Here is a 17127-nt window from a genome sequence, read left to right as displayed (position 1 = left end):
GTGAAACCCATACGGAGATCTTTTAACCGCAGAGTGCCCAAAGTTTTTCGCAGAGTCCGCGGAGGCAGGGAAGCTATTTTTTTGATAGTGTTGAAATGTCGAATGATGAACGCCGAATTTTGAATGATGAAGTGGTGGTTCGTTGTTCACTGCCAACTATTCACTGTTCACTCCCCACTTTTCTCCTTTAACCTTTAGCCTTTCTCCTAAATCACTTAATTAACCCACCACCAATCAGCCACTTTCTGTATATTTGCATACGTTAAAAAAACAACAAAGAAATATGTTACTCGTCAATACCATTAGAGAAAATTTTGAATTGGTGCTGGAAGGTTTGCAGAAGCGTAATTTGGCTAACGCAGAAGCTACCTTGCATGAGGTGTTGGAACTGGATAAGAAACGGAAAGAGACTCAAACAGAGCGGGACGGCCTGCAAGCAGAATCCAATGCCATCTCTAAGCAGATTGGTTTATTGATGAGAGAGGGTAAGAAAGAAGAGGCCGAGCAAATCAAAACCCGTACTGGTGAGATTAAAGAACAAATCAAGGTGCTTGAAGAATCCTATAACACCTATGAAGCTGATTTGAAGCAACTGTTGTACACGCTCCCCAATGTACCGCATCACTCCGTTCCCAAAGGGAAGTCTTCGGATGATAATGAAATTGTGTTGACTCACGGAGAAATTCCTGAATTGCCAGCAAGCAAAAAGCCTCATTGGGAACTTATCAAGGATTACGATATTATTGACTTTGACTTAGGAGTGAAAATTACAGGCGCTGGATTTCCTGTGTACAAGGGGAGAGGTGCCCGTTTGCAGAGAGCTTTGATCAACTTCTTTTTAGATGAAGCTCTGAAAGCAGGGTATATGGAAGTGCAGCCACCTATTTTGGTGAATGAAGATTCAGGTTATGGTACAGGACAACTTCCGGATAAGGAAGGGCAGATGTACGAAGCTACCATGGATAAACTGTACTTGATCCCTACAGCTGAAGTTCCCATTACCAATATCTACCGAGATGTAATCTTGGATGAGCGAGCATTTCCTATCAAAAATGTTGGTTATACCCCTTGTTTCCGTAGAGAAGCAGGTAGCTGGGGTGCCCATGTTAGGGGTCTCAACAGACTTCATCAGTTTGACAAAGTCGAGATTGTGCAAATTGTACATCCTGATAATTCTTATGAAGCATTGGAAGAAATGAGCGCATATGTGCAGAGCTTGTTACAAAAACTTGAACTGCCTTACCGAGTTCTTAGACTTTGTGGTGGAGATATGGGTTTTACGTCTGCATTAACCTATGATATGGACGTATTCTCTGCCGCTCAAGAAAGATGGTTGGAAGTGAGTTCGGTCAGTAACTTTGAAAACTATCAAGCCAATCGACTGAAGCTGCGCTACAAAGGAGAAGACAAAAAGACGCAATTGGCACACACGCTCAATGGTAGTGCTTTGGCTTTACCGAGAATTGTAGCTTCTATCTTAGAAAATAATCAAACGGAAGATGGTATCCGAATGCCACAAGTCTTGGTGCCTTATTTGGGTTTTGAGTGGATTTAATGCTTTCGATATAAAAATATGAATTGAAGAGACTGTCAATCACTGGCAGTCTCTATTTTTTTTGTCAAGTAATCGTAGACTGTTTTTGCCATGATTCCCAAACCATCCTTATTAGGATGAACACCGTCAGGTAACAAGTCTGATCGGTACTGAAGTGGGGTGTAAAGATCAATGATTTCTAAGCCTGTTTCCTCAATAATTTCGAGTAAAATTGGGCGCATTTCTTCAACCATCACAGACTCTCTAATTCCAAAATTATCTTCTGTAACAGGTACTGGAATCACAATGATTATTCTTCCTCTTTCAGCAAGGTAGCCTCTAAATGTGTCAAGAAGTTCTAGGTAATCTTGTTTAAACTCGTCTTTGTACTGCCAATTATGAGGTTTGGAGTCATTGGTACCCAGTTTAACCAGAATAATATCAGGTTGGAAGGCTTTGATCCGCTCCATTTCTGGTTCATTCCAATAAGGGAAATCTCCTTTTTTGAGCAGTGTTCTTCCGCTTACGCCGAAATTTTGCACAAGGTATTGATTTCCAAGTAGGACTTGTAATTGCATTGGGTAGCTATCCTCATGCGTTTGCCCAGGACCTTGAGTGATGCTGTTCCCTACGCATGCGATTTTTATGGGTTTTTGTGCCATTAATAGAATAGGTGAAAAGGATAAAATGACTAAGAACTGTAAGAATCGAATCATAATGCAGAAAGGTTGGTAGGCGAAGCTAAATAAAAATCACGAACTATCTTAAATGCTAGTACTTGTTTTTATCGGTGTAGAAAATTCATAAATTTAGCAAGGACTTTTATCCCCTGTTTTTATGCTTAGAATCTTTTCAGTTTTCTTGCTTATTACCTTGATCGCCTGTGATAAAAAATCATCAGAGCAATTGGAATTAAGTTTTAATTTAGAACTCGTGGATTCCATACGGGTAGATCATTTAGGAGAAATGATGCTATTGGATATGAGTCCCAACGGCAAGCTTCTTCTAACAGCAGATTATCAACAGAATAGGTATTTTTTAATTGATCATGGTGGCACTATTCTCTATACTTATGACAAATCAGGAGATCAGCCAGACTCCTTTGGTTTTGCCTACTCAGAAATGGCTTTTTGGGATGATGAATCAATTTTTGTGATAGGTACTAAAGGGTTGAAATGGTACGATTTGAAGGGAGAAGAACTGAAATTCACTCCATTCAATCCTTCGTATCAGCTCAAAGGTATCATGCGCAATACCGGTGGTGGCCCTAAGGTTTTATCAGCAGCAGAAGGAAATAGAATTTTGTATCGAGGAGGTGCCATCACAGGTAAGCGAACGGAAGGTGGGTATTATGAAAAAATCAGAGGTGGGGTATTCATTGGCCCAGATGATTTTGCTTTAGAACATCTATTCCCTTTGGATAATGAATCCCGGTTTTTTGATGGGAAACACTATGATGATGGAGATTTATATTCCCGTTTGGCGGTTGGTCCAGATTATATCTATGTAACTTATGATGCCAATCCGGTTTTATATGCCTATGCCAAGGAAGCGCCTTATTCACTTCAGTTTAAGAGGCCGTTGGTACTGAAGGATGTATTGCTGAGTGAAGGAATGCCTGAGGAATTTTTGGATTATGATGTCTATATAGAGGCTGCCAAGGGGGGACTTCGTCATTTACAGGCGGATTCCAAGTATGTGTACCTGATGTATTTTCAGGGGATAAGTAAGGAAAAACTAGCAGAATTGGACCAACTGTATGAAGTGGATGAAAAGAAGGCCGATGCAGCATATGAATTGGAGGTTAGTCTAGCAGCCAAAAGGCTGAAAGTTTTTGACTTGGAAGGAGCAGAACTTGCAGATATAGCTATTCCCAATTACTTAGACTCCTATTGGGGATTTTTGGTACGGGATGGGGTTTCATACTTCAATAAAGCCATTAATCTCGAAGAGGAAGAAGATTTTTATACCTTATACAAATTGCGTTTGGATCTATAATTTTCTTCTTACAAGCTCTGCTTCCTCCCCACCTACCTTTGCTTCCTTTGCGGTTAAGTAATTTAGGTACTGAGCTATCTAAACTTTTCACCCTTTCTTCCCAATGATCCTTCGGAAAAATTTCTTTTCGTGCTCCCAGAAAAACGAGAACTGTCCAAAAACAAACCCCCAAACTAGCAATACTGCCTGATATAACGGTAGCACGAGGAGTAGATAAAGAATTGTTTTCCAAACTCCACCTTTTTCCATGCTGATTCCCAGCAGATCAAAAATTGGTTGCTTAATAAATAATATGGTGAATCCGGTCAAAGCAAATACTAATAAGACCAATAATACCTGCCTTAAGCTATTCAATTGCCATTTACTTTGTAGTCTTTCTAGAAAACTTGGTTTCTGAGGTGAATCCATGATAAGCTTATTTTTCTAATCGATATACTGGATAACGGTTATGATCCTGCTCCTTCCATGGGGAGCGCTCATACACCCAACGTAATTGTGCTGCGGCATTGCTTCTGAGACTTTCATCTGCCTCCTTAGCTTCTTCCAAGGCTTTTCTGATTGCTGGATTTTCTTTTAGGAATTCAGCTGCCAAATCTTCAAAGACGTAGGCCGAATATCCTTCCTTGGATTGTAGAATGGTGTCGAAGAAATTCCAATTAAAATAAGAATCTTCGGACTCTGGCTCTAGCACTTCCATGATGAATTTGTTTCGAACCTGATCCATAGGTATGAGGATATCCCCAACCCGAAATTTCATTTGTTCAGTGCTTTTGACCACTTTCGTATTGCTATGTAGGTAGTGTCCCTCAAAAGGTCTTTGGGATGTTTGGTAATCTTGGATATGGTAAACCGTTACTTCCAACGTGCTGTCTTTTTCCAATGTATGTATAGTAACCCCATTTCTTTTCAAGTTTTCGATCACATGGTGCCAACCTTGTGGGATGATATAGGCACTTGGTTTGCTAATCTCCAATTTAGCCTCATAGGTTTCAAAAAACTTTACTTCCGTGCTGAATGGTTGGTTGCGGTCGTAGTATAAGCGTGGCAAACCAGAAACTTCCGATGGTTTCTGAGCTGATTGATATCCATGGAAAGGTATCATGCGAAATTTGCTGCGATCGAGCGTATGTTGAAAGTAAAATGTTTCTTGAGACTTAACGGCTGCCCGATCCTGTTGGTAGGCTTTCACGATAGTGTTCCCATCTTCCCCCATGAGTTGGATAAAAATCTTCAACAATTCATAGGTTGATTCCACGCGAGCCTTGTAGGGCTTGAGCATATGTGTTTCCGGCATAAAGGATGCTGTGCCAAACAATGCCGCATATCCACTGGAATATCTTCCCAAATCCTTGAATTGACTCCAACCATCTTCTGGCTTTCCCCCATAAGCATTGACATAAGGAATCATGGGATAGTCAACCGTATCCATCCGTTTGTATAGTTCAGGGTCTAGTCGTTCACGTAGATAGCTTCCCATCGCTCCACCCAATCTGTTAGACTCGGTCGAGATTAAGGTCATTACATGTTGATAGTCTGCCCCGTTACTCACATGCGTATCCACAAAAACCTGTGGGCTCAACCATTGAAAAATTTGCTGAAAAGACCGGGCATTTTTGGTGTCGGCCTTTATAAAATCTCTGTTCAAATCATAATTTCTCGCATTGCCACGAAATCCATGTTCCTCAGGACCATTTTGGTTGACCCGACTGTAAGAGTTTCTGTTCAAATGCCCTCCGATATTGTAAACTGGAATAATCGCTAGTGCCAACTCTTCTGGATAAGGAATTTTCCCTTCCAAAATGTCTCGCAACAACATCATGGATGCATCTATGCCATCTGGTTCGCCTGGGTGGATACCATTATTGATAAAGAGGATAGGGCGATTGTTTTCGTGCCATTGCTTTGGATCGAATATCCGTGCTTTATCCAGCAAAATCACATGAAAAGGTAAGCCTGCATCCGACATACCCATTTCTACCATTTTCACCTCCTCAAAATCTTGGCTTAATCGCTCGAAATAGCCGATGACTTCGTAATAGGGAGGAGTTTGCCTTCCGTCTGTTTGTTCGAATAATGTAGGATATTGGGTTTGTGCTTGTAAGGAAAAACCAAAACTCAAACAAAAGATCAGGGTGAATGCAAGTATTTTAACCATATCTGGAAATTTTATACAAGAATAGTCCGAAAGGGGGAGAGATGCAAGGGATAGTTGGTAGTGCTATTACACTTCTGTTTTGGGCATGTGATTATATAGTACCTTTTGAAAAGGGGGGATTTTCAATTGGAGTAGTAGAAAAGATTCAGATTATTTTAGATGTTTTTACTTTTACTAGAACAATCAGAACTTAATTAAGTGAAACGAAATCGGCTAGGAAATTTGCTGTTATGCTAACCTTTTTGAGCGGTTTATTCGTCTATATTCTTGATGGATTTTTCATTTTAAAACTCTGTAAATGAATGAAGAGGATATATATGATTTTGATCATTTGTGGGTTATTTGATTTTTCTTCTGTTCAGGCACAAAATTATCTAGGAGATTTAACTCCTTTGATGAGATACGGAGCTTGGGAAGTTGGGTTTCATGGAGCTAACTTGGTTTATTATTTACCGACTAGTAAGCAATCATTGTTAGAGTTAAAATCTGGACTAGGTCCTGGTGCTCAAATGAGGAGTGATGGTGTTTTTGATTATTCTTGGGTCTTACCTGAGCTCGCTGGATTCATCTATGCCACCCAACGGTTTTATCTTAAAAGAGGTAATTTGGTAAGGCGTAATGTAAATTCGTTTAACAATGCGGGGAATTATATTGGGGTTCGTGGTATTTATTCTCATCCTCTGATCAACTATAAGGGTTTCGGTATGGAGCCATGTGCGATGGTTAATATTCATTATGGGATACACCGTTCTTCTGGTAATGGAAAAGGGGCTTTTAGCCTCCATGGAGGAATGGGATATGGGTATTCCTTAGAGAAAAAATCTGGCGGGACTTATCCGGCTGTAGGGTTTACAATGCAATGGAAGTTAACAGACCGTTTGGATAAGAACTTACTGCCTAAAAAATTAGTATAATCTAGTGTTTAGGTAGCCTAAGACCTGGCAGGTTTCAAAAACCCGCCAGGTCTTCCTCACAAATCACTCATCAATTAATCACTACTAACTAAAAAAACACATCCGCTTTCGGCAGATGTGTTTTGGGAATGTATCTCGAAAAGATAGCAAACAGTTAGTTGGATGCTTCAGTTTGCATTCTTTGTTTGTAAGCAGCTTTGATAACTTGATCTCTTCTCTTAACAGAAGGTTTTACAAAGTGTTGTCTAGCTCTCAGTTCTCTGACAGCTCCAGTTTTATCAAACTTCTTTTTAAAACGCTTAAGCGCTTTTTCGATAGATTCGTTTTCTTTTACGTTGACTATGATCATATGTATACACCTCCTTTCAGGGTTGCAAAGGTAGGATTTTATTTTAGCTATCCCAATTAATTTTCAGAAATTCAGTGATTTCCATAAAAAAGAGGCTGATTTGAAAAAATCAGCCTCTTTCTGTTAGTTATAGATGGATTATCCGATGACTTTTTCAGCCAATAGGACAATCTTATTATCTTTTACTTCTACAACGCCTCCGTCAACAACCAAAGAAAGTTTTCCTTCTTTAGTCGTGTAGGAAACATTGCCCTTGTCCAAAGCCGATACGATAGGAGCGTGGTTTTTCAATACTTGAAAAGAACCAGCAGCACCTGGGAAAGTAGCTTCGCTTACTTCTCCTTCGAATACTTTTTGGTCAGGGGTAATTATAGTCAATTGCATCATGACGTGCTTAATTTGCAGATTAGTTGTTTAATTCAGCCAACATTTTCTCACCTTTAGCGATCGCATCTTCAATGGTACCTACCAAGTTGAATGCTGCTTCCGGTAAGTGATCCAATTCACCGTCCATGATCATGTTGAAGCCTCTGATTGTGTCTTTGATATCAACCAACACACCTTTTAGACCTGTAAACTGCTCAGCTACGTGGAATGGCTGAGATAAGAAACGCTGTACCCTTCTAGCTCTGTGTACGACCATCTTATCTTCTTCAGACAATTCTTCCATACCCAAGATCGCGATGATATCCTGCAATTCTTTGTAACGCTGAAGAATCTCTTTCACTCGCTGCGTACAGTTATAGTGATCATCACCCAAGATGTCTGGAGAAAGGATTCTTGAAGTAGAATCCAATGGATCCACCGCAGGATAGATACCTAATTCGGCAATCTTTCTGGATAGTACTGTAGTAGCATCCAAGTGAGCAAAGGTAGTCGCAGGAGCAGGGTCAGTTAAGTCATCGGCAGGTACGTAAACGGCCTGTACAGATGTAATGGAACCATTCTTAGTAGACGTGATTCGCTCTTGCATAGCACCCATCTCTGTTGCCAAAGTTGGCTGATAACCTACCGCTGATGGCATACGTCCCAAAAGAGCGGATACCTCAGAACCTGCCTGAGTAAATCGGAAGATGTTGTCGATAAAGAATAGGATATCCTTACCAGCGCCATCACCTTCACCATCTCTATAATATTCAGCCAAAGTCAAACCTGTCAAGGCTACTCGCGCACGAGCCCCAGGAGGTTCGTTCATCTGACCAAATACGAATGTAGCTTTAGACTCTTCCAGTTTTTTCAAATCAACTTTGGAAAGATCCCAACCACCTTCATTTTCTAAGCTATGTAAGAAGTCTTCACCGTAAGTTACGATGCCTGACTCGATCATTTCTCTCAAAAGGTCATTTCCTTCACGAGTCCTTTCACCTACACCAGCAAATACAGATAGACCTGAATATGCTTTAGCGATGTTGTTGATCAACTCCTGAATCAATACAGTCTTTCCTACACCGGCACCACCAAACAAACCAATCTTACCACCTTTTGCATATGGTTCGATCAAGTCGATTACTTTGATACCTGTAAATAATACTTCCGTAGATGTAGAAAGATCCTCAAATCTTGGAGCAGAGCGGTGAATTGGCAAGCGCTTAGCAGACTTAACTTCCGGAAGGCCATCGATAGCTGTACCTACTACATTGAATAGACGTCCTTTGATAGCTTCGCCGGTAGGAACTGAAATAGGTGCCTCGTTGTCCACACACTCAGTGCCTCTTACAAGACCCTCAGTAGCGTCCATCGCGATAGTTCTTACTCTATCTTCACCTAAGTGCTGCTGAACTTCCAGGATGATCTGATGACCGTCTTCTCTGGTCACTGTCAACGCATCTAGGATATTTGGTAATTTTCCGCCCTCGAAGGACACGTCCACTACTGGACCGATTACCTGTGTTATCTTACCAATGTTTGCCATTTGATTTATTGTGTAAAAAGAAATGATGCTTTTTTAATTCGAGTGCAAAATTAATTATAAAAGCTTAATACCAAAGGATGTTTGGGGATTTTAATCGAGCGATTATTTCTTTTTTGCTAAGCATATAGCTTTTAGGGGCCGATCGGCATATTTTTTCGGCAGATAAGCTCTCATTTCAACTATTTTAAACCTCTTATCGTTTATTCGGAGGGCTTTTATTGGCTTGCTTTTTAAAAAAGTATGGATCCTTAACTGCATACAGGAAGAAGGTAAAGTCTTTTGGTTCGTTCAATAAGCGCTTCAATTATCATTAGTAGCAGAATTGAAAATTGAAGCAATCTATCAAACAACAATATTCATTATCAGCTAATTGAAATTCTGGCTTCATAGAAAAAATCAATCTAAATTAATTTGGATTTAATCTAAATAATATGACCTTTGTCATGTTGTTTAAAATTAATCTTAATAATGATAAGTCGTTTAGTACTCCTAGTGATTCTTGGGACTTTGGTTGCATGCAATGCACAGCAGGTTTCTGAAGAGGTTGAAAAAAAAGACTGGAAGTTGATTACTGCTGGCGGTACCGTATCTGAAGTAGTGGTGAGTCTAGGATATTTAGATCAGATTATTGCCACGGACATTACTTCTACCTTTCCGGCCTCACTACAGCAATTACCTTCCATTGGTTATAGGAATCAAATCAAAGGAGAAGGATTGATGGCTTTGGGTGCGGATATGATTTTGGCGGAAGAAGGTTACCTTACTGATGATGTATTGGCTCAATTAAAATTAGCTGGTATTCAAGTGCATTTATTCAAAAAGCCAACTGCTATAGCTGGAACCTATCGCTTGATTGAAGAAGTAGCTTCTTTTTTGGAGGAAGTAGATAAAGGAAGAGAGTTGATAAAACAAGTGAAGGCTGAACAAGAGGAATTGCAGGCTTACCTACAAGAAAACCCTTTATCTGAACCGCCTACGGTAGCATTTATTATGGCGCGCGGATTGGAGACTGTTTTTTTGGCTGGTGATGATACGTTCGCAGCTGAAATCATCCAAATGGCTGGTGCAAAACCCGCAGGTACTGGTTTTAAAGATTTTATTCCGCTAACACCGGAAGCATTGGTGCGTATGAATCCTGATTACTTACTCTTTTTTGATTCTGGTTTAGGTACGATTGGCGGAAAAGATGGGGTACAGCAGATCAAAGGTGCCAATCAGACGTCTGCATTACAGCAGGGAAATATTCTAAGCTTTGATGGACAGTATTTATCAGGGTTTGGGCCTAGAGTTGCTCAAGCTGCCTTAGATTTAGCTCAAGCCATTAGAAAAAATTAATGCCAAGTTTATTGTCCATATCGACTTCTACTCGAAAGCGATCGCTGATCTTAGTGGGTCTTGGCGGGATATTACTATGTATGCTGGCTATTTCACTGAGCTTGGGTGCTTTTCCTATCAGTCTCGGGAAAGTGTTTCAATTTCTGTTTGGATTTCAGTGGGGAGACCAAGCCTTGACAGTTCAAGAACAAAACGTGCTGCTTCAGATAAGACTGCCCAGAATTGTGATGGCCATGTTGGTCGGTGGCTCTTTGGCGCTCGCAGGCGCTGCTTTGCAAGGGTTGTTTAGAAACCCGCTTGTGGAACCTGGACTTATTGGTGTCAGTAGTGGGAGTGCTTTGTTTGCTGTGGTCTATATTGTTTTTGGTTCTTCTGTAGCTTGGTTAGCATGGATGGGGAAAGTTGGCCTAGCACTTTTTGCTTTCGTTGGTGGATTGGTCAATACTGCATTGGTTTACAAACTTTCCAGCAAGGCTGGCAAAACAGATATTTCCTTGCTAATCCTTGCCGGGGTTGCCTTAAATGCACTTGCAGGTGCTCTGATAGGTTTGGCGATTTTCTATGCAGATGATGCAGCACTTCGCAATTTCACTTTCTGGAGCTTGGGAGATGTGGGAGGAGCAAATTGGCAGAAGGTACTTATTTTGACCCTTATTTCTATCCTTCCTGTAGGGTTGATTTTAGGACAGTATCAAGCGCTCAATGCTCTGGCAATCGGTGAAAATGAAGCTTTCCATATGGGGGTCAATGTGCAACAGACGAAATTAATTGTGTTAATTGGATCAGCTCTCATCGTAGGAACTGCTGTTGCCTTTACTGGAACTATCGGCTTTGTTGGTCTAGTGATTCCTCACCTCTTGCGTATTTTATTTGGTGCTGATCATCGCTTGGTTTTGCCAGCTTCTTGGTTAGCAGGGGCGATTTTGCTCACCATCGCCGATACGCTTGCCCGGACCATGGTTGCTCCTTCTGAAATGCCGATTGGGATAATCACAGCTATCATTGGTGCTCCTTTCTTTATTTGGTTACTCTTATCTATCAAACAAATCCGTTCTTAATATGCTACAAGCGTCCAATATTCACTTTTGCATTCATCAAAGACCCATTGTCAACACCGAAGAGTTGAGCATCGCTCCTGGAAAACTGACTACAATCATTGGCCCCAATGGTGCCGGAAAGTCTACGCTATTAAAAATTCTAGCGGGTGAAATTGTCTGCCAACAAGGTGTGATATCCTACAATGGACAGCATTTGAAGAACCTGAGGGCAAAGGATTTGGCAAAAATACGGGCAGTGATGCCTCAGCATTCTCAGTTGTCTTTTCCTTTTCAAGCAAAGGAAGTGGTGGAATTGGGAATGATTGCCTTGGGTGACCATGCTGACCAATCCATCGTGCAGGAAGTGATGGAAGAGACACAAACTTGGCAGTTTAGAGATAAACTTTACAGTCAATTATCCGGTGGGGAAAAGCAGCGCGTGCAGTTATCCCGTGTATTGGCTCAAATCTGGGGAGAATCCTCCAGTCCAAGGTATCTGCTGTTGGATGAGCCTACTTCGAGCCTAGATATTGCTCATCAGCATCAGGTATTGCATATCGCATCCCGATTGAAGCGTAAAAATATTGGCGTCCTGGCTGTTTTGCATGATTTGAATATGGCCGCTGCCTATTCTGATCAGGTAATCATGCTTAAAAATGGCCGAATTTACCAGTCCGGATCCGTCGAAGAGACGCTTACATCAGAAAAATTACATCATGTCTATGAGTATCCCATCCAAGTATTTGACCATCTGGGATATCATGGCAAGCATATCCAATCATTACCCTTACATCAAATTTCAGCAAAAGTAAAAACAGCATAAATTATGGAAACACTCATTCAATCTTCTTCCCGAGAGTCATTAGCTAGCGCTTGGGAAAATTTAAAATCTTCCGAACCACAGCTGCGAATCAGAGATGCCGCAAAAAGATTAGGTGTGACAGAATTAGAATTGTTGGAGACTACCATTGGTGAGCATACCATTCGCTTGCAAGGAGACTGGGCGTCATTGCTGATTGAATTTAAAAAATTGGGTAAAGTGATGTCTTTAACCCGTAACGAAGGATGCGTATTAGAACATAAAGGCACTTTCCAGAAAATTGATATTCAGGGAGAGGCTCCCTATCAGGTGGCTACTGTTATTGGCCCTATTGAGCAACGGGTATTTTTCAGTGGATGGAAATATGGGTTTGCAGTTATCAATGAAAGCCCTCGGGGCACCATGAGAAGCTTCCAGTTTTTTGACAAGGCAGGAGAAGCAGTGATGAAAGTGTACCTGCAGGAAAAAAGTAATTTGGCAGCATTTGATGATATCATACAAGCGTATCAAGCTGCTGAGCAAGAAGAGGAAATTGTCATAGAGGCTTTTTCATCTCCTGAATATGCAGATAGTATTGATTTGGAGGCTTTCACGCATGATTGGGAAAATATGAAGGATACGCATGAATTTTTCGGAATGCTTCGCAAGTACAAAGTTCACAGGTTAAACGCTGTAAAATGGATCAATGATAAATGGGCTTATGAAGTAGATCGCCTATCAGCAAGAAAGATTTTGGAGGTGGCTTCTGCTGAAAAAATGCCTATTATGATCTTCGCTGGTAACAAAGGAAATATTCAAATCCACCAAGGGAAAGTGAGGACTATCCGTCAAATGGGTTCGTGGTTGAATGTGCTAGATCCTGATTTCAATATGCATTTGAATGAAGATCAAATCGACTGTGCTTTTGTTGTTCACAAAAATACGGAAGATGGGCTGGTTTCTTCCTTAGAGCTTTTTGATAAGAAAGGTGAAATGATCGCTCAGTTTTTCGGCTTAAGAAAGCCCGGAATCCCTCAATTACCTGCTTGGAAAAATCTGATTGATAGTTTATAAGCTACTTGGCGGCTTTACCTGGTATTCTAACTTGGCTATTTATTAGACATGAATTGGCGGGTTAGCCCGCCAAAAAATTTTAAAATAATGTGTAGAATTAATCTAAATAAAAGTAAGATAGTGTTTGCGCTTCTATGGTTAATGGTTGGGGTTGTCTTTGCCGACTCTGGTCAACGCATACAGGTAGTAGATGAGCGTGGCAAAAGTGTGCCTTTTGCAGCCATCGTTTGGGGAGAGGGAAAAGGAGTTGTTGCAGATACGGAAGGTTATTTTTCTTTAGATAAAATTACCTCTTCCACTACCGTCAAGATAACTGCTATGGGTTATGCTGATATGGAGGTATTGTTAGATGAGTTAAAGTCATTGAAAAAAGTTGTGCTCCAATCATCTCTCAGTGAGTTGGGGGAAGTAGTCGTCACAGGAAATTTTGGACCACAAAGTGCCCGGCAGTCAACTTACATGGTCAGGACCATTGATCAGCAAATTATCCAAAGTAGAGCTGCCATGAATTTGCAGGAAGTCCTAAATACAGAACTAGGAATTCGTTTCAGTCAAGATAATGCATTGGGAAGTTCCAATTTGGAGATGAACGGACTCTCTGGGCAAAATGTGAAAATTCTCATCGATGGGGTTCCCATGGTTGGTCGCCAAGGGGTCAATAACGAGATCAACCTGAATCAGATTGATGTCAATATGATTGAGCGGATTGAAATTGTAGAGGGGCCGATGTCTGTGATTTATGGAGCAGATGCCCTTGCCGGTGTCATCAATATCATTACCAAAAATGGTCAGGGAGTTAATGCATATTCCATTACAGCGAGAATTCAGGAAGAAACAGCTGGCAACGAGTATAGTCCTTTTGTAGGTCGAGGAACGCACATCCGTTCGATTGGTGGAGCTTGGAGAGCTAGTGAAAATGTGTCTGTACGAGGTGGATTTACACAAAACAATTTTGGCGGATGGAAAGGCGGAGATGAAGGTAGACAACATCGCTGGCTACCTAAAAGTCAAAATTTAGCAAATGCATCGGTGGCCTTTACCAAGGGGGATATCGAGTTGGATTACAGTGTAGATTTTTTGGATGAGACGATCAATTCTTTGGGGCCTGAAAATAGACTGGAAGTCATCGATACTGACTTTATCACTACCCGATGGATGCACCGTGTAAACGGCCGCTGGGAAGTCAAACCAACCTTTCAACTTTCTATGCAGGCTGCCTACACTGATTTTCAACGAGAAACTCAGACTTGGGTAACGAATGTCCGCACCAATGAACGGAACTTATCCAGACAGCAGGGTTCACAGGCTATGCTCAACTATCAGGGATTGACGTTTCGTCTTCTAGGAAATTGGATGCTATCACCGAAACTAACATTGGTGCCAGGGATAGATGTGAATACTGAAAATGGTATTGGAGATAGGATCAGTGAAAATACGGGGATGCAAGATTATGCAGCCTTCTTAACGGGGGAATGGAAGCCAGCTAAATTTCTTCAAATCAGACCTGGATTAAGAAAAGCATATAATTCAGCTTATGAAGCTCCACCTGTTATTCCTTCATTGAATGCAAAGCTTGCATTAAGTTCAAATTGGGATTTCAGGCTGTCTTATGCCAATGGTTTTCGTGCACCTTCCATTCGCGAACTCTATTTTGATTTCTTTGATGCAAGTCATAGTATCCGAGGCAATCCTGATTTGCTAGCAGAGACCTCTGATAGCTATAATTTCTCTCTTAGCCATGAAAAAGCTTTCCAGCAATACACCTTCAAGTTTGCATTCAATGGCTTTTACAATGATGTGCGAAATAGGATTGCATTTACCATAGACCCAGAAGACCCACGGATTACCACCATGTTCAACATTGACAAATTCCGTTCACAGGGCTTAATGGCGAATGCAGGGTTGACTGGGAAGCAGTGGTCAGCTGAGTTAGGAACATCATACATCGGTAGATTTAATCAACTCGCTGTAGAACAGGTTGCATTACCTGCGATGCTTTATTCACCGGAAATCAATGCCAATCTTACTTATACCTTGACTGGCTTACAAACTCAATTGAATCTGTTCTACAAATGGACAGGACCACTTCCAGCTTTCCAGATGCAACTTGATGCAGCAGGTGAATTGAGACCTATGGAGGTAGAATTGGAAGGGTTTCATTGGATGGATTTTACCATCAATCAGCCACTAAAAAATGGGCTTCGAATAAATGCAGGGATTAGAAATGCTTTAAATGTAGTGGATATAGAAAGCACTGCAATGGCTGGCTCTGCTCATGGAGGAGGTCCCATGAGGCCTATGGGCGTGGGTCGCTCCTATTTTCTTGGAATAACATATCAACTATCAAAATAAAAACCACAATGAAAATTAATCAATTACTCATCGTACTAGTAGCCTTTTCATTAGGGCTATTCTCCTGCGAAAATTCAGAATCTCCTGTGTTAGAACCTGATCCAGCAGCGGATGGATTTATAGAAATCAATGGTGGAGGAGCTACTTTTCCTAATATGGCATTTATCAACCTGAGAACAGGTGAGCAAACAACTGTGCAGCGCCAACGATGGGATCTGGCATTTTCCTCGGGCTCAGATTTCAGAGTGCTGATCAATGGTACCACTGGTGCTATGGCCTATGAGACTTCAGCTACCGACCTCAATCAAGTGGGTGAGGCACAGGCAGCAGAACTAAGGTCCACTGGAGGCTTGGATATGACTTTCAGTAATATGGAAGCGATTTTACGTGTGGACAATCCTTCCAATCCCTTGAATCAGCCAATTATTTCACCAGTTAGTGCCGTACAAGCTGACAATAAAGTCTATATCCTCAATAGAGGAAGCATGGGAGCTGATGCGCGGCCTTGGAAGAAAATCCGAATTGTCCAGCAAAATGGAAGATACTTGTTGCAGCATGCAGATTTGAGTGCAACAACATTCAATACCTTGGAAATCCAAAAAGATGCTGACTTTAACTTTGTGTACGTATCCTTTGAGCAAGGAAAAGTGGATGTGGAACCTAAAAAAGGTGATTGGGATTTTGTATGGAATGCTGGGACGTCCACTACACCGTTCCCACAGGCTGTAAACGGAACCTTAGCGTATTTCTTTCAGGATTTGGTGTTTCACAATATTTATGGAGGGGTGACTGCCGTTCAAGTATTGGAATCTGAAATCAGCTACGATAACTTCAATGAGTCTCACTTGTCAGGACTGACCTTGGTGGCAGATAACCGTCTAACGATTGGTTCCAACTGGAGAGGTGGAGGTGGGCCTAATATGGCGCCTACAATTAGAAACGATCGTTTTTATATAGTGAAAGACTCTAGAGGTAATTTCTACAAGGTAAGGTTCCTATCCCTCACGAGAGATGGAGAGCGAGGAAGGCCTTCCTTTGAATATGCCTTGGTCAAAGCAGGATAATCCTTAGATTTTTTTATGGTGTTTAGGCCCTGTCCATTTCCAAAAGAAATGTTCAGGGCTTTATTTTTTCTCATCCAAAATACGTCTTCCGAACAAAAAAGCTTTGGACCAGTAGGGGTTGGCGAGGTTGTCTTCTGTGACTCCTAGACTTGTTGAAGAGTGGATAAATAAGATTCTTCCACGTTGGTTTTCTGTTACAATTCCGGCATGTGACACCTGATTTTTTCTTCTACCCGTTGCAAAAAAGACCAAATCCCCTTTTTGAAGACTTCGTTCATTGACTTTTTTACCCATTTTGCTTTGAGCCTCAGAGGTGCGAGGCATTTGCACTCCGATGCTTGCGTAGGAATGGTAAATCAATGCAGAGCAGTCAATTCCAGAGCGCGTAGTGCCTCCGTACCGGTAGGGTGTACCACGGTAGGATTTGGCAGTGTCTACTACTTTGTTGACATTTTGGGTGTATAATTTTTTGCTAGAACCGCATGAACTAAAAAAAAATAGAAGTAAAATCGCTGATAACCAATAGAAATGTTTGTTTTTGCGATTTTGTTGGGCGATAAAATTCATTTTCAACTCAAATATTTTTACCTTCAATAATACAGAG

General features: G+C 41.2%; 16 protein-coding genes. 9 read left to right on the top strand and 7 right to left on the bottom strand.

All coding sequences use genetic code 11. The annotated features are described in order from the left end of the window. Nucleotides 1–283: 283 nt before the first annotated feature. Nucleotides 284–1555, top strand: coding sequence for a serine--tRNA ligase (serS, locus tag ACXIUD_RS12495; RefSeq protein WP_458052981.1), 1272 nt, complete (start codon nucleotides 284–286; stop codon nucleotides 1553–1555). A gap of 35 nt (nucleotides 1556–1590) precedes the next feature. On the opposite strand, the gene ACXIUD_RS12490 is transcribed toward serS, so the two are convergent. Next, nucleotides 1591–2250, bottom strand: a complete 660-nt coding sequence (locus ACXIUD_RS12490; RefSeq protein ID WP_458052980.1) for a GDSL-type esterase/lipase family protein — start codon at nucleotides 2248–2250, stop codon at nucleotides 1591–1593. A gap of 121 nt (nucleotides 2251–2371) precedes the next feature. On the opposite strand from ACXIUD_RS12490, the gene ACXIUD_RS12485 reads away from it, so the two are divergent. Then, nucleotides 2372–3532 (top strand): hypothetical protein, encoded by a 1161-nt coding sequence (locus ACXIUD_RS12485; RefSeq protein ID WP_458052979.1) that lies wholly within the window; start codon nucleotides 2372–2374, stop codon nucleotides 3530–3532. Between the two features lie 87 nt (nucleotides 3533–3619). Here ACXIUD_RS12485 and ACXIUD_RS12480 read toward each other — a convergent pair whose 3' ends face one another. Next, nucleotides 3620–3940, bottom strand: a complete 321-nt coding sequence (locus tag ACXIUD_RS12480) for a DUF6787 family protein (protein WP_458052978.1) — start codon at nucleotides 3938–3940, stop codon at nucleotides 3620–3622. Between the two features lie 7 nt (nucleotides 3941–3947). Then, nucleotides 3948–5687 carry a M14 family zinc carboxypeptidase gene (locus ACXIUD_RS12475; RefSeq protein ID WP_458052977.1) on the bottom strand — a complete coding sequence of 580 codons (1740 nt, stop codon included), beginning with the start codon at nucleotides 5685–5687 and terminating at the stop codon, nucleotides 3948–3950. 302 nt (nucleotides 5688–5989) lie between these two features. On the opposite strand from ACXIUD_RS12475, the gene ACXIUD_RS12470 reads away from it, so the two are divergent. Beyond that, entirely contained in the window at nucleotides 5990–6601 is a 612-nt protein-coding gene (locus ACXIUD_RS12470; protein WP_458052976.1) for a hypothetical protein, read from the top strand. 154 nt (nucleotides 6602–6755) lie between these two features. Here the strand turns inward: ACXIUD_RS12470 and rpsU are convergent, their stop codons facing one another. The 3 genes from rpsU to atpD all read right to left on the bottom strand — a co-directional run bounded on the left by rpsU (nucleotide 6756) and on the right by atpD (nucleotide 8862). Then, nucleotides 6756–6950, bottom strand: a complete 195-nt coding sequence (gene rpsU / locus ACXIUD_RS12465) for a 30S ribosomal protein S21 (RefSeq protein ID WP_458052975.1) — start codon at nucleotides 6948–6950, stop codon at nucleotides 6756–6758. A gap of 138 nt (nucleotides 6951–7088) precedes the next feature. Beyond that, nucleotides 7089–7337, bottom strand: a complete 249-nt coding sequence (atpC, locus tag ACXIUD_RS12460; RefSeq protein WP_229800728.1) for an ATP synthase F1 subunit epsilon — start codon at nucleotides 7335–7337, stop codon at nucleotides 7089–7091. A 19-nt stretch (nucleotides 7338–7356) separates the two neighbouring features. Continuing rightward, nucleotides 7357–8862, bottom strand: coding sequence for a F0F1 ATP synthase subunit beta (gene atpD, locus ACXIUD_RS12455; RefSeq protein WP_458052974.1), 1506 nt, complete (start codon nucleotides 8860–8862; stop codon nucleotides 7357–7359). Nucleotides 8863–9330: 468 nt separating this feature from the next. On the opposite strand from atpD, the gene ACXIUD_RS12450 reads away from it, so the two are divergent. From ACXIUD_RS12450 to ACXIUD_RS12425, 6 genes are all read left to right on the top strand, one after another. After that, entirely contained in the window at nucleotides 9331–10197 is an 867-nt protein-coding gene (locus ACXIUD_RS12450; protein ID WP_458052973.1) for a heme/hemin ABC transporter substrate-binding protein, read from the top strand. Next, nucleotides 10197–11255: a FecCD family ABC transporter permease gene (locus tag ACXIUD_RS12445; protein ID WP_458052972.1), complete on the top strand. Its 1059-nt coding sequence runs from the start codon at nucleotides 10197–10199 to the stop codon at nucleotides 11253–11255. The genes ACXIUD_RS12450 and ACXIUD_RS12445 overlap by 1 nt, the downstream gene beginning before the upstream one ends. A gap of 1 nt (nucleotide 11256) precedes the next feature. Further along, entirely contained in the window at nucleotides 11257–12057 is an 801-nt protein-coding gene (locus tag ACXIUD_RS12440; protein WP_458052971.1) for a heme ABC transporter ATP-binding protein, read from the top strand. A gap of 3 nt (nucleotides 12058–12060) precedes the next feature. Then, nucleotides 12061–13107 carry a hemin-degrading factor gene (locus ACXIUD_RS12435; RefSeq protein WP_458052970.1) on the top strand — a complete coding sequence of 349 codons (1047 nt, stop codon included), beginning with the start codon at nucleotides 12061–12063 and terminating at the stop codon, nucleotides 13105–13107. A gap of 87 nt (nucleotides 13108–13194) precedes the next feature. Further along, the gene (locus ACXIUD_RS12430; RefSeq protein ID WP_458052969.1) at nucleotides 13195–15459 is read left to right on the top strand and encodes a TonB-dependent receptor; all 2265 of its coding nucleotides are present in this window, start codon (nucleotides 13195–13197) and stop codon (nucleotides 15457–15459) included. Nucleotides 15460–15467: 8 nt separating this feature from the next. Then, complete coding sequence (locus tag ACXIUD_RS12425) at nucleotides 15468–16523, top strand: HmuY family protein (RefSeq protein ID WP_458052968.1); 1056 nt, start codon at nucleotides 15468–15470, stop codon at nucleotides 16521–16523. 60 nt (nucleotides 16524–16583) lie between these two features. On the opposite strand, the gene ACXIUD_RS12420 is transcribed toward ACXIUD_RS12425, so the two are convergent. Continuing rightward, nucleotides 16584–17090 carry a C40 family peptidase gene (locus ACXIUD_RS12420; protein WP_458052967.1) on the bottom strand — a complete coding sequence of 169 codons (507 nt, stop codon included), beginning with the start codon at nucleotides 17088–17090 and terminating at the stop codon, nucleotides 16584–16586. Nucleotides 17091–17127 lie beyond the last annotated feature (37 nt).

It is taken from the genome of Mongoliitalea sp., assembly GCF_054166905.1.
This window is presented reverse-complemented; position numbering and strand designations above follow the sequence as displayed.

Excerpts from the sequence above, each read along its gene's own strand:
- serS (WP_458052981.1), top strand. The coding sequence starts at position 284 with ATGTTACTCGTCAATACCATTAGAGAAAATTTTGAATTGGTGCTGGAA.
- ACXIUD_RS12490 (WP_458052980.1), bottom strand. The coding sequence starts at position 2,250 with ATGATTCGATTCTTACAGTTCTTAGTCATTTTATCCTTTTCACCTATT.
- ACXIUD_RS12485 (WP_458052979.1), top strand. The coding sequence starts at position 2,372 with ATGCTTAGAATCTTTTCAGTTTTCTTGCTTATTACCTTGATCGCCTGT.
- ACXIUD_RS12480 (WP_458052978.1), bottom strand. The coding sequence starts at position 3,940 with ATGGATTCACCTCAGAAACCAAGTTTTCTAGAAAGACTACAAAGTAAA.
- ACXIUD_RS12475 (WP_458052977.1), bottom strand. The coding sequence starts at position 5,687 with ATGGTTAAAATACTTGCATTCACCCTGATCTTTTGTTTGAGTTTTGGT.
- ACXIUD_RS12470 (WP_458052976.1), top strand. The coding sequence starts at position 5,990 with ATGAAGAGGATATATATGATTTTGATCATTTGTGGGTTATTTGATTTT.
- rpsU (WP_458052975.1), bottom strand. The coding sequence starts at position 6,950 with ATGATCATAGTCAACGTAAAAGAAAACGAATCTATCGAAAAAGCGCTT.
- atpC (WP_229800728.1), bottom strand. The coding sequence starts at position 7,337 with ATGATGCAATTGACTATAATTACCCCTGACCAAAAAGTATTCGAAGGA.
- atpD (WP_458052974.1), bottom strand. The coding sequence starts at position 8,862 with ATGGCAAACATTGGTAAGATAACACAGGTAATCGGTCCAGTAGTGGAC.
- ACXIUD_RS12450 (WP_458052973.1), top strand. The coding sequence starts at position 9,331 with ATGATAAGTCGTTTAGTACTCCTAGTGATTCTTGGGACTTTGGTTGCA.
- ACXIUD_RS12445 (WP_458052972.1), top strand. The coding sequence starts at position 10,197 with ATGCCAAGTTTATTGTCCATATCGACTTCTACTCGAAAGCGATCGCTG.
- ACXIUD_RS12440 (WP_458052971.1), top strand. The coding sequence starts at position 11,257 with ATGCTACAAGCGTCCAATATTCACTTTTGCATTCATCAAAGACCCATT.
- ACXIUD_RS12435 (WP_458052970.1), top strand. The coding sequence starts at position 12,061 with ATGGAAACACTCATTCAATCTTCTTCCCGAGAGTCATTAGCTAGCGCT.
- ACXIUD_RS12430 (WP_458052969.1), top strand. The coding sequence starts at position 13,195 with ATGTGTAGAATTAATCTAAATAAAAGTAAGATAGTGTTTGCGCTTCTA.
- ACXIUD_RS12425 (WP_458052968.1), top strand. The coding sequence starts at position 15,468 with ATGAAAATTAATCAATTACTCATCGTACTAGTAGCCTTTTCATTAGGG.
- ACXIUD_RS12420 (WP_458052967.1), bottom strand. The coding sequence starts at position 17,090 with ATGAATTTTATCGCCCAACAAAATCGCAAAAACAAACATTTCTATTGG.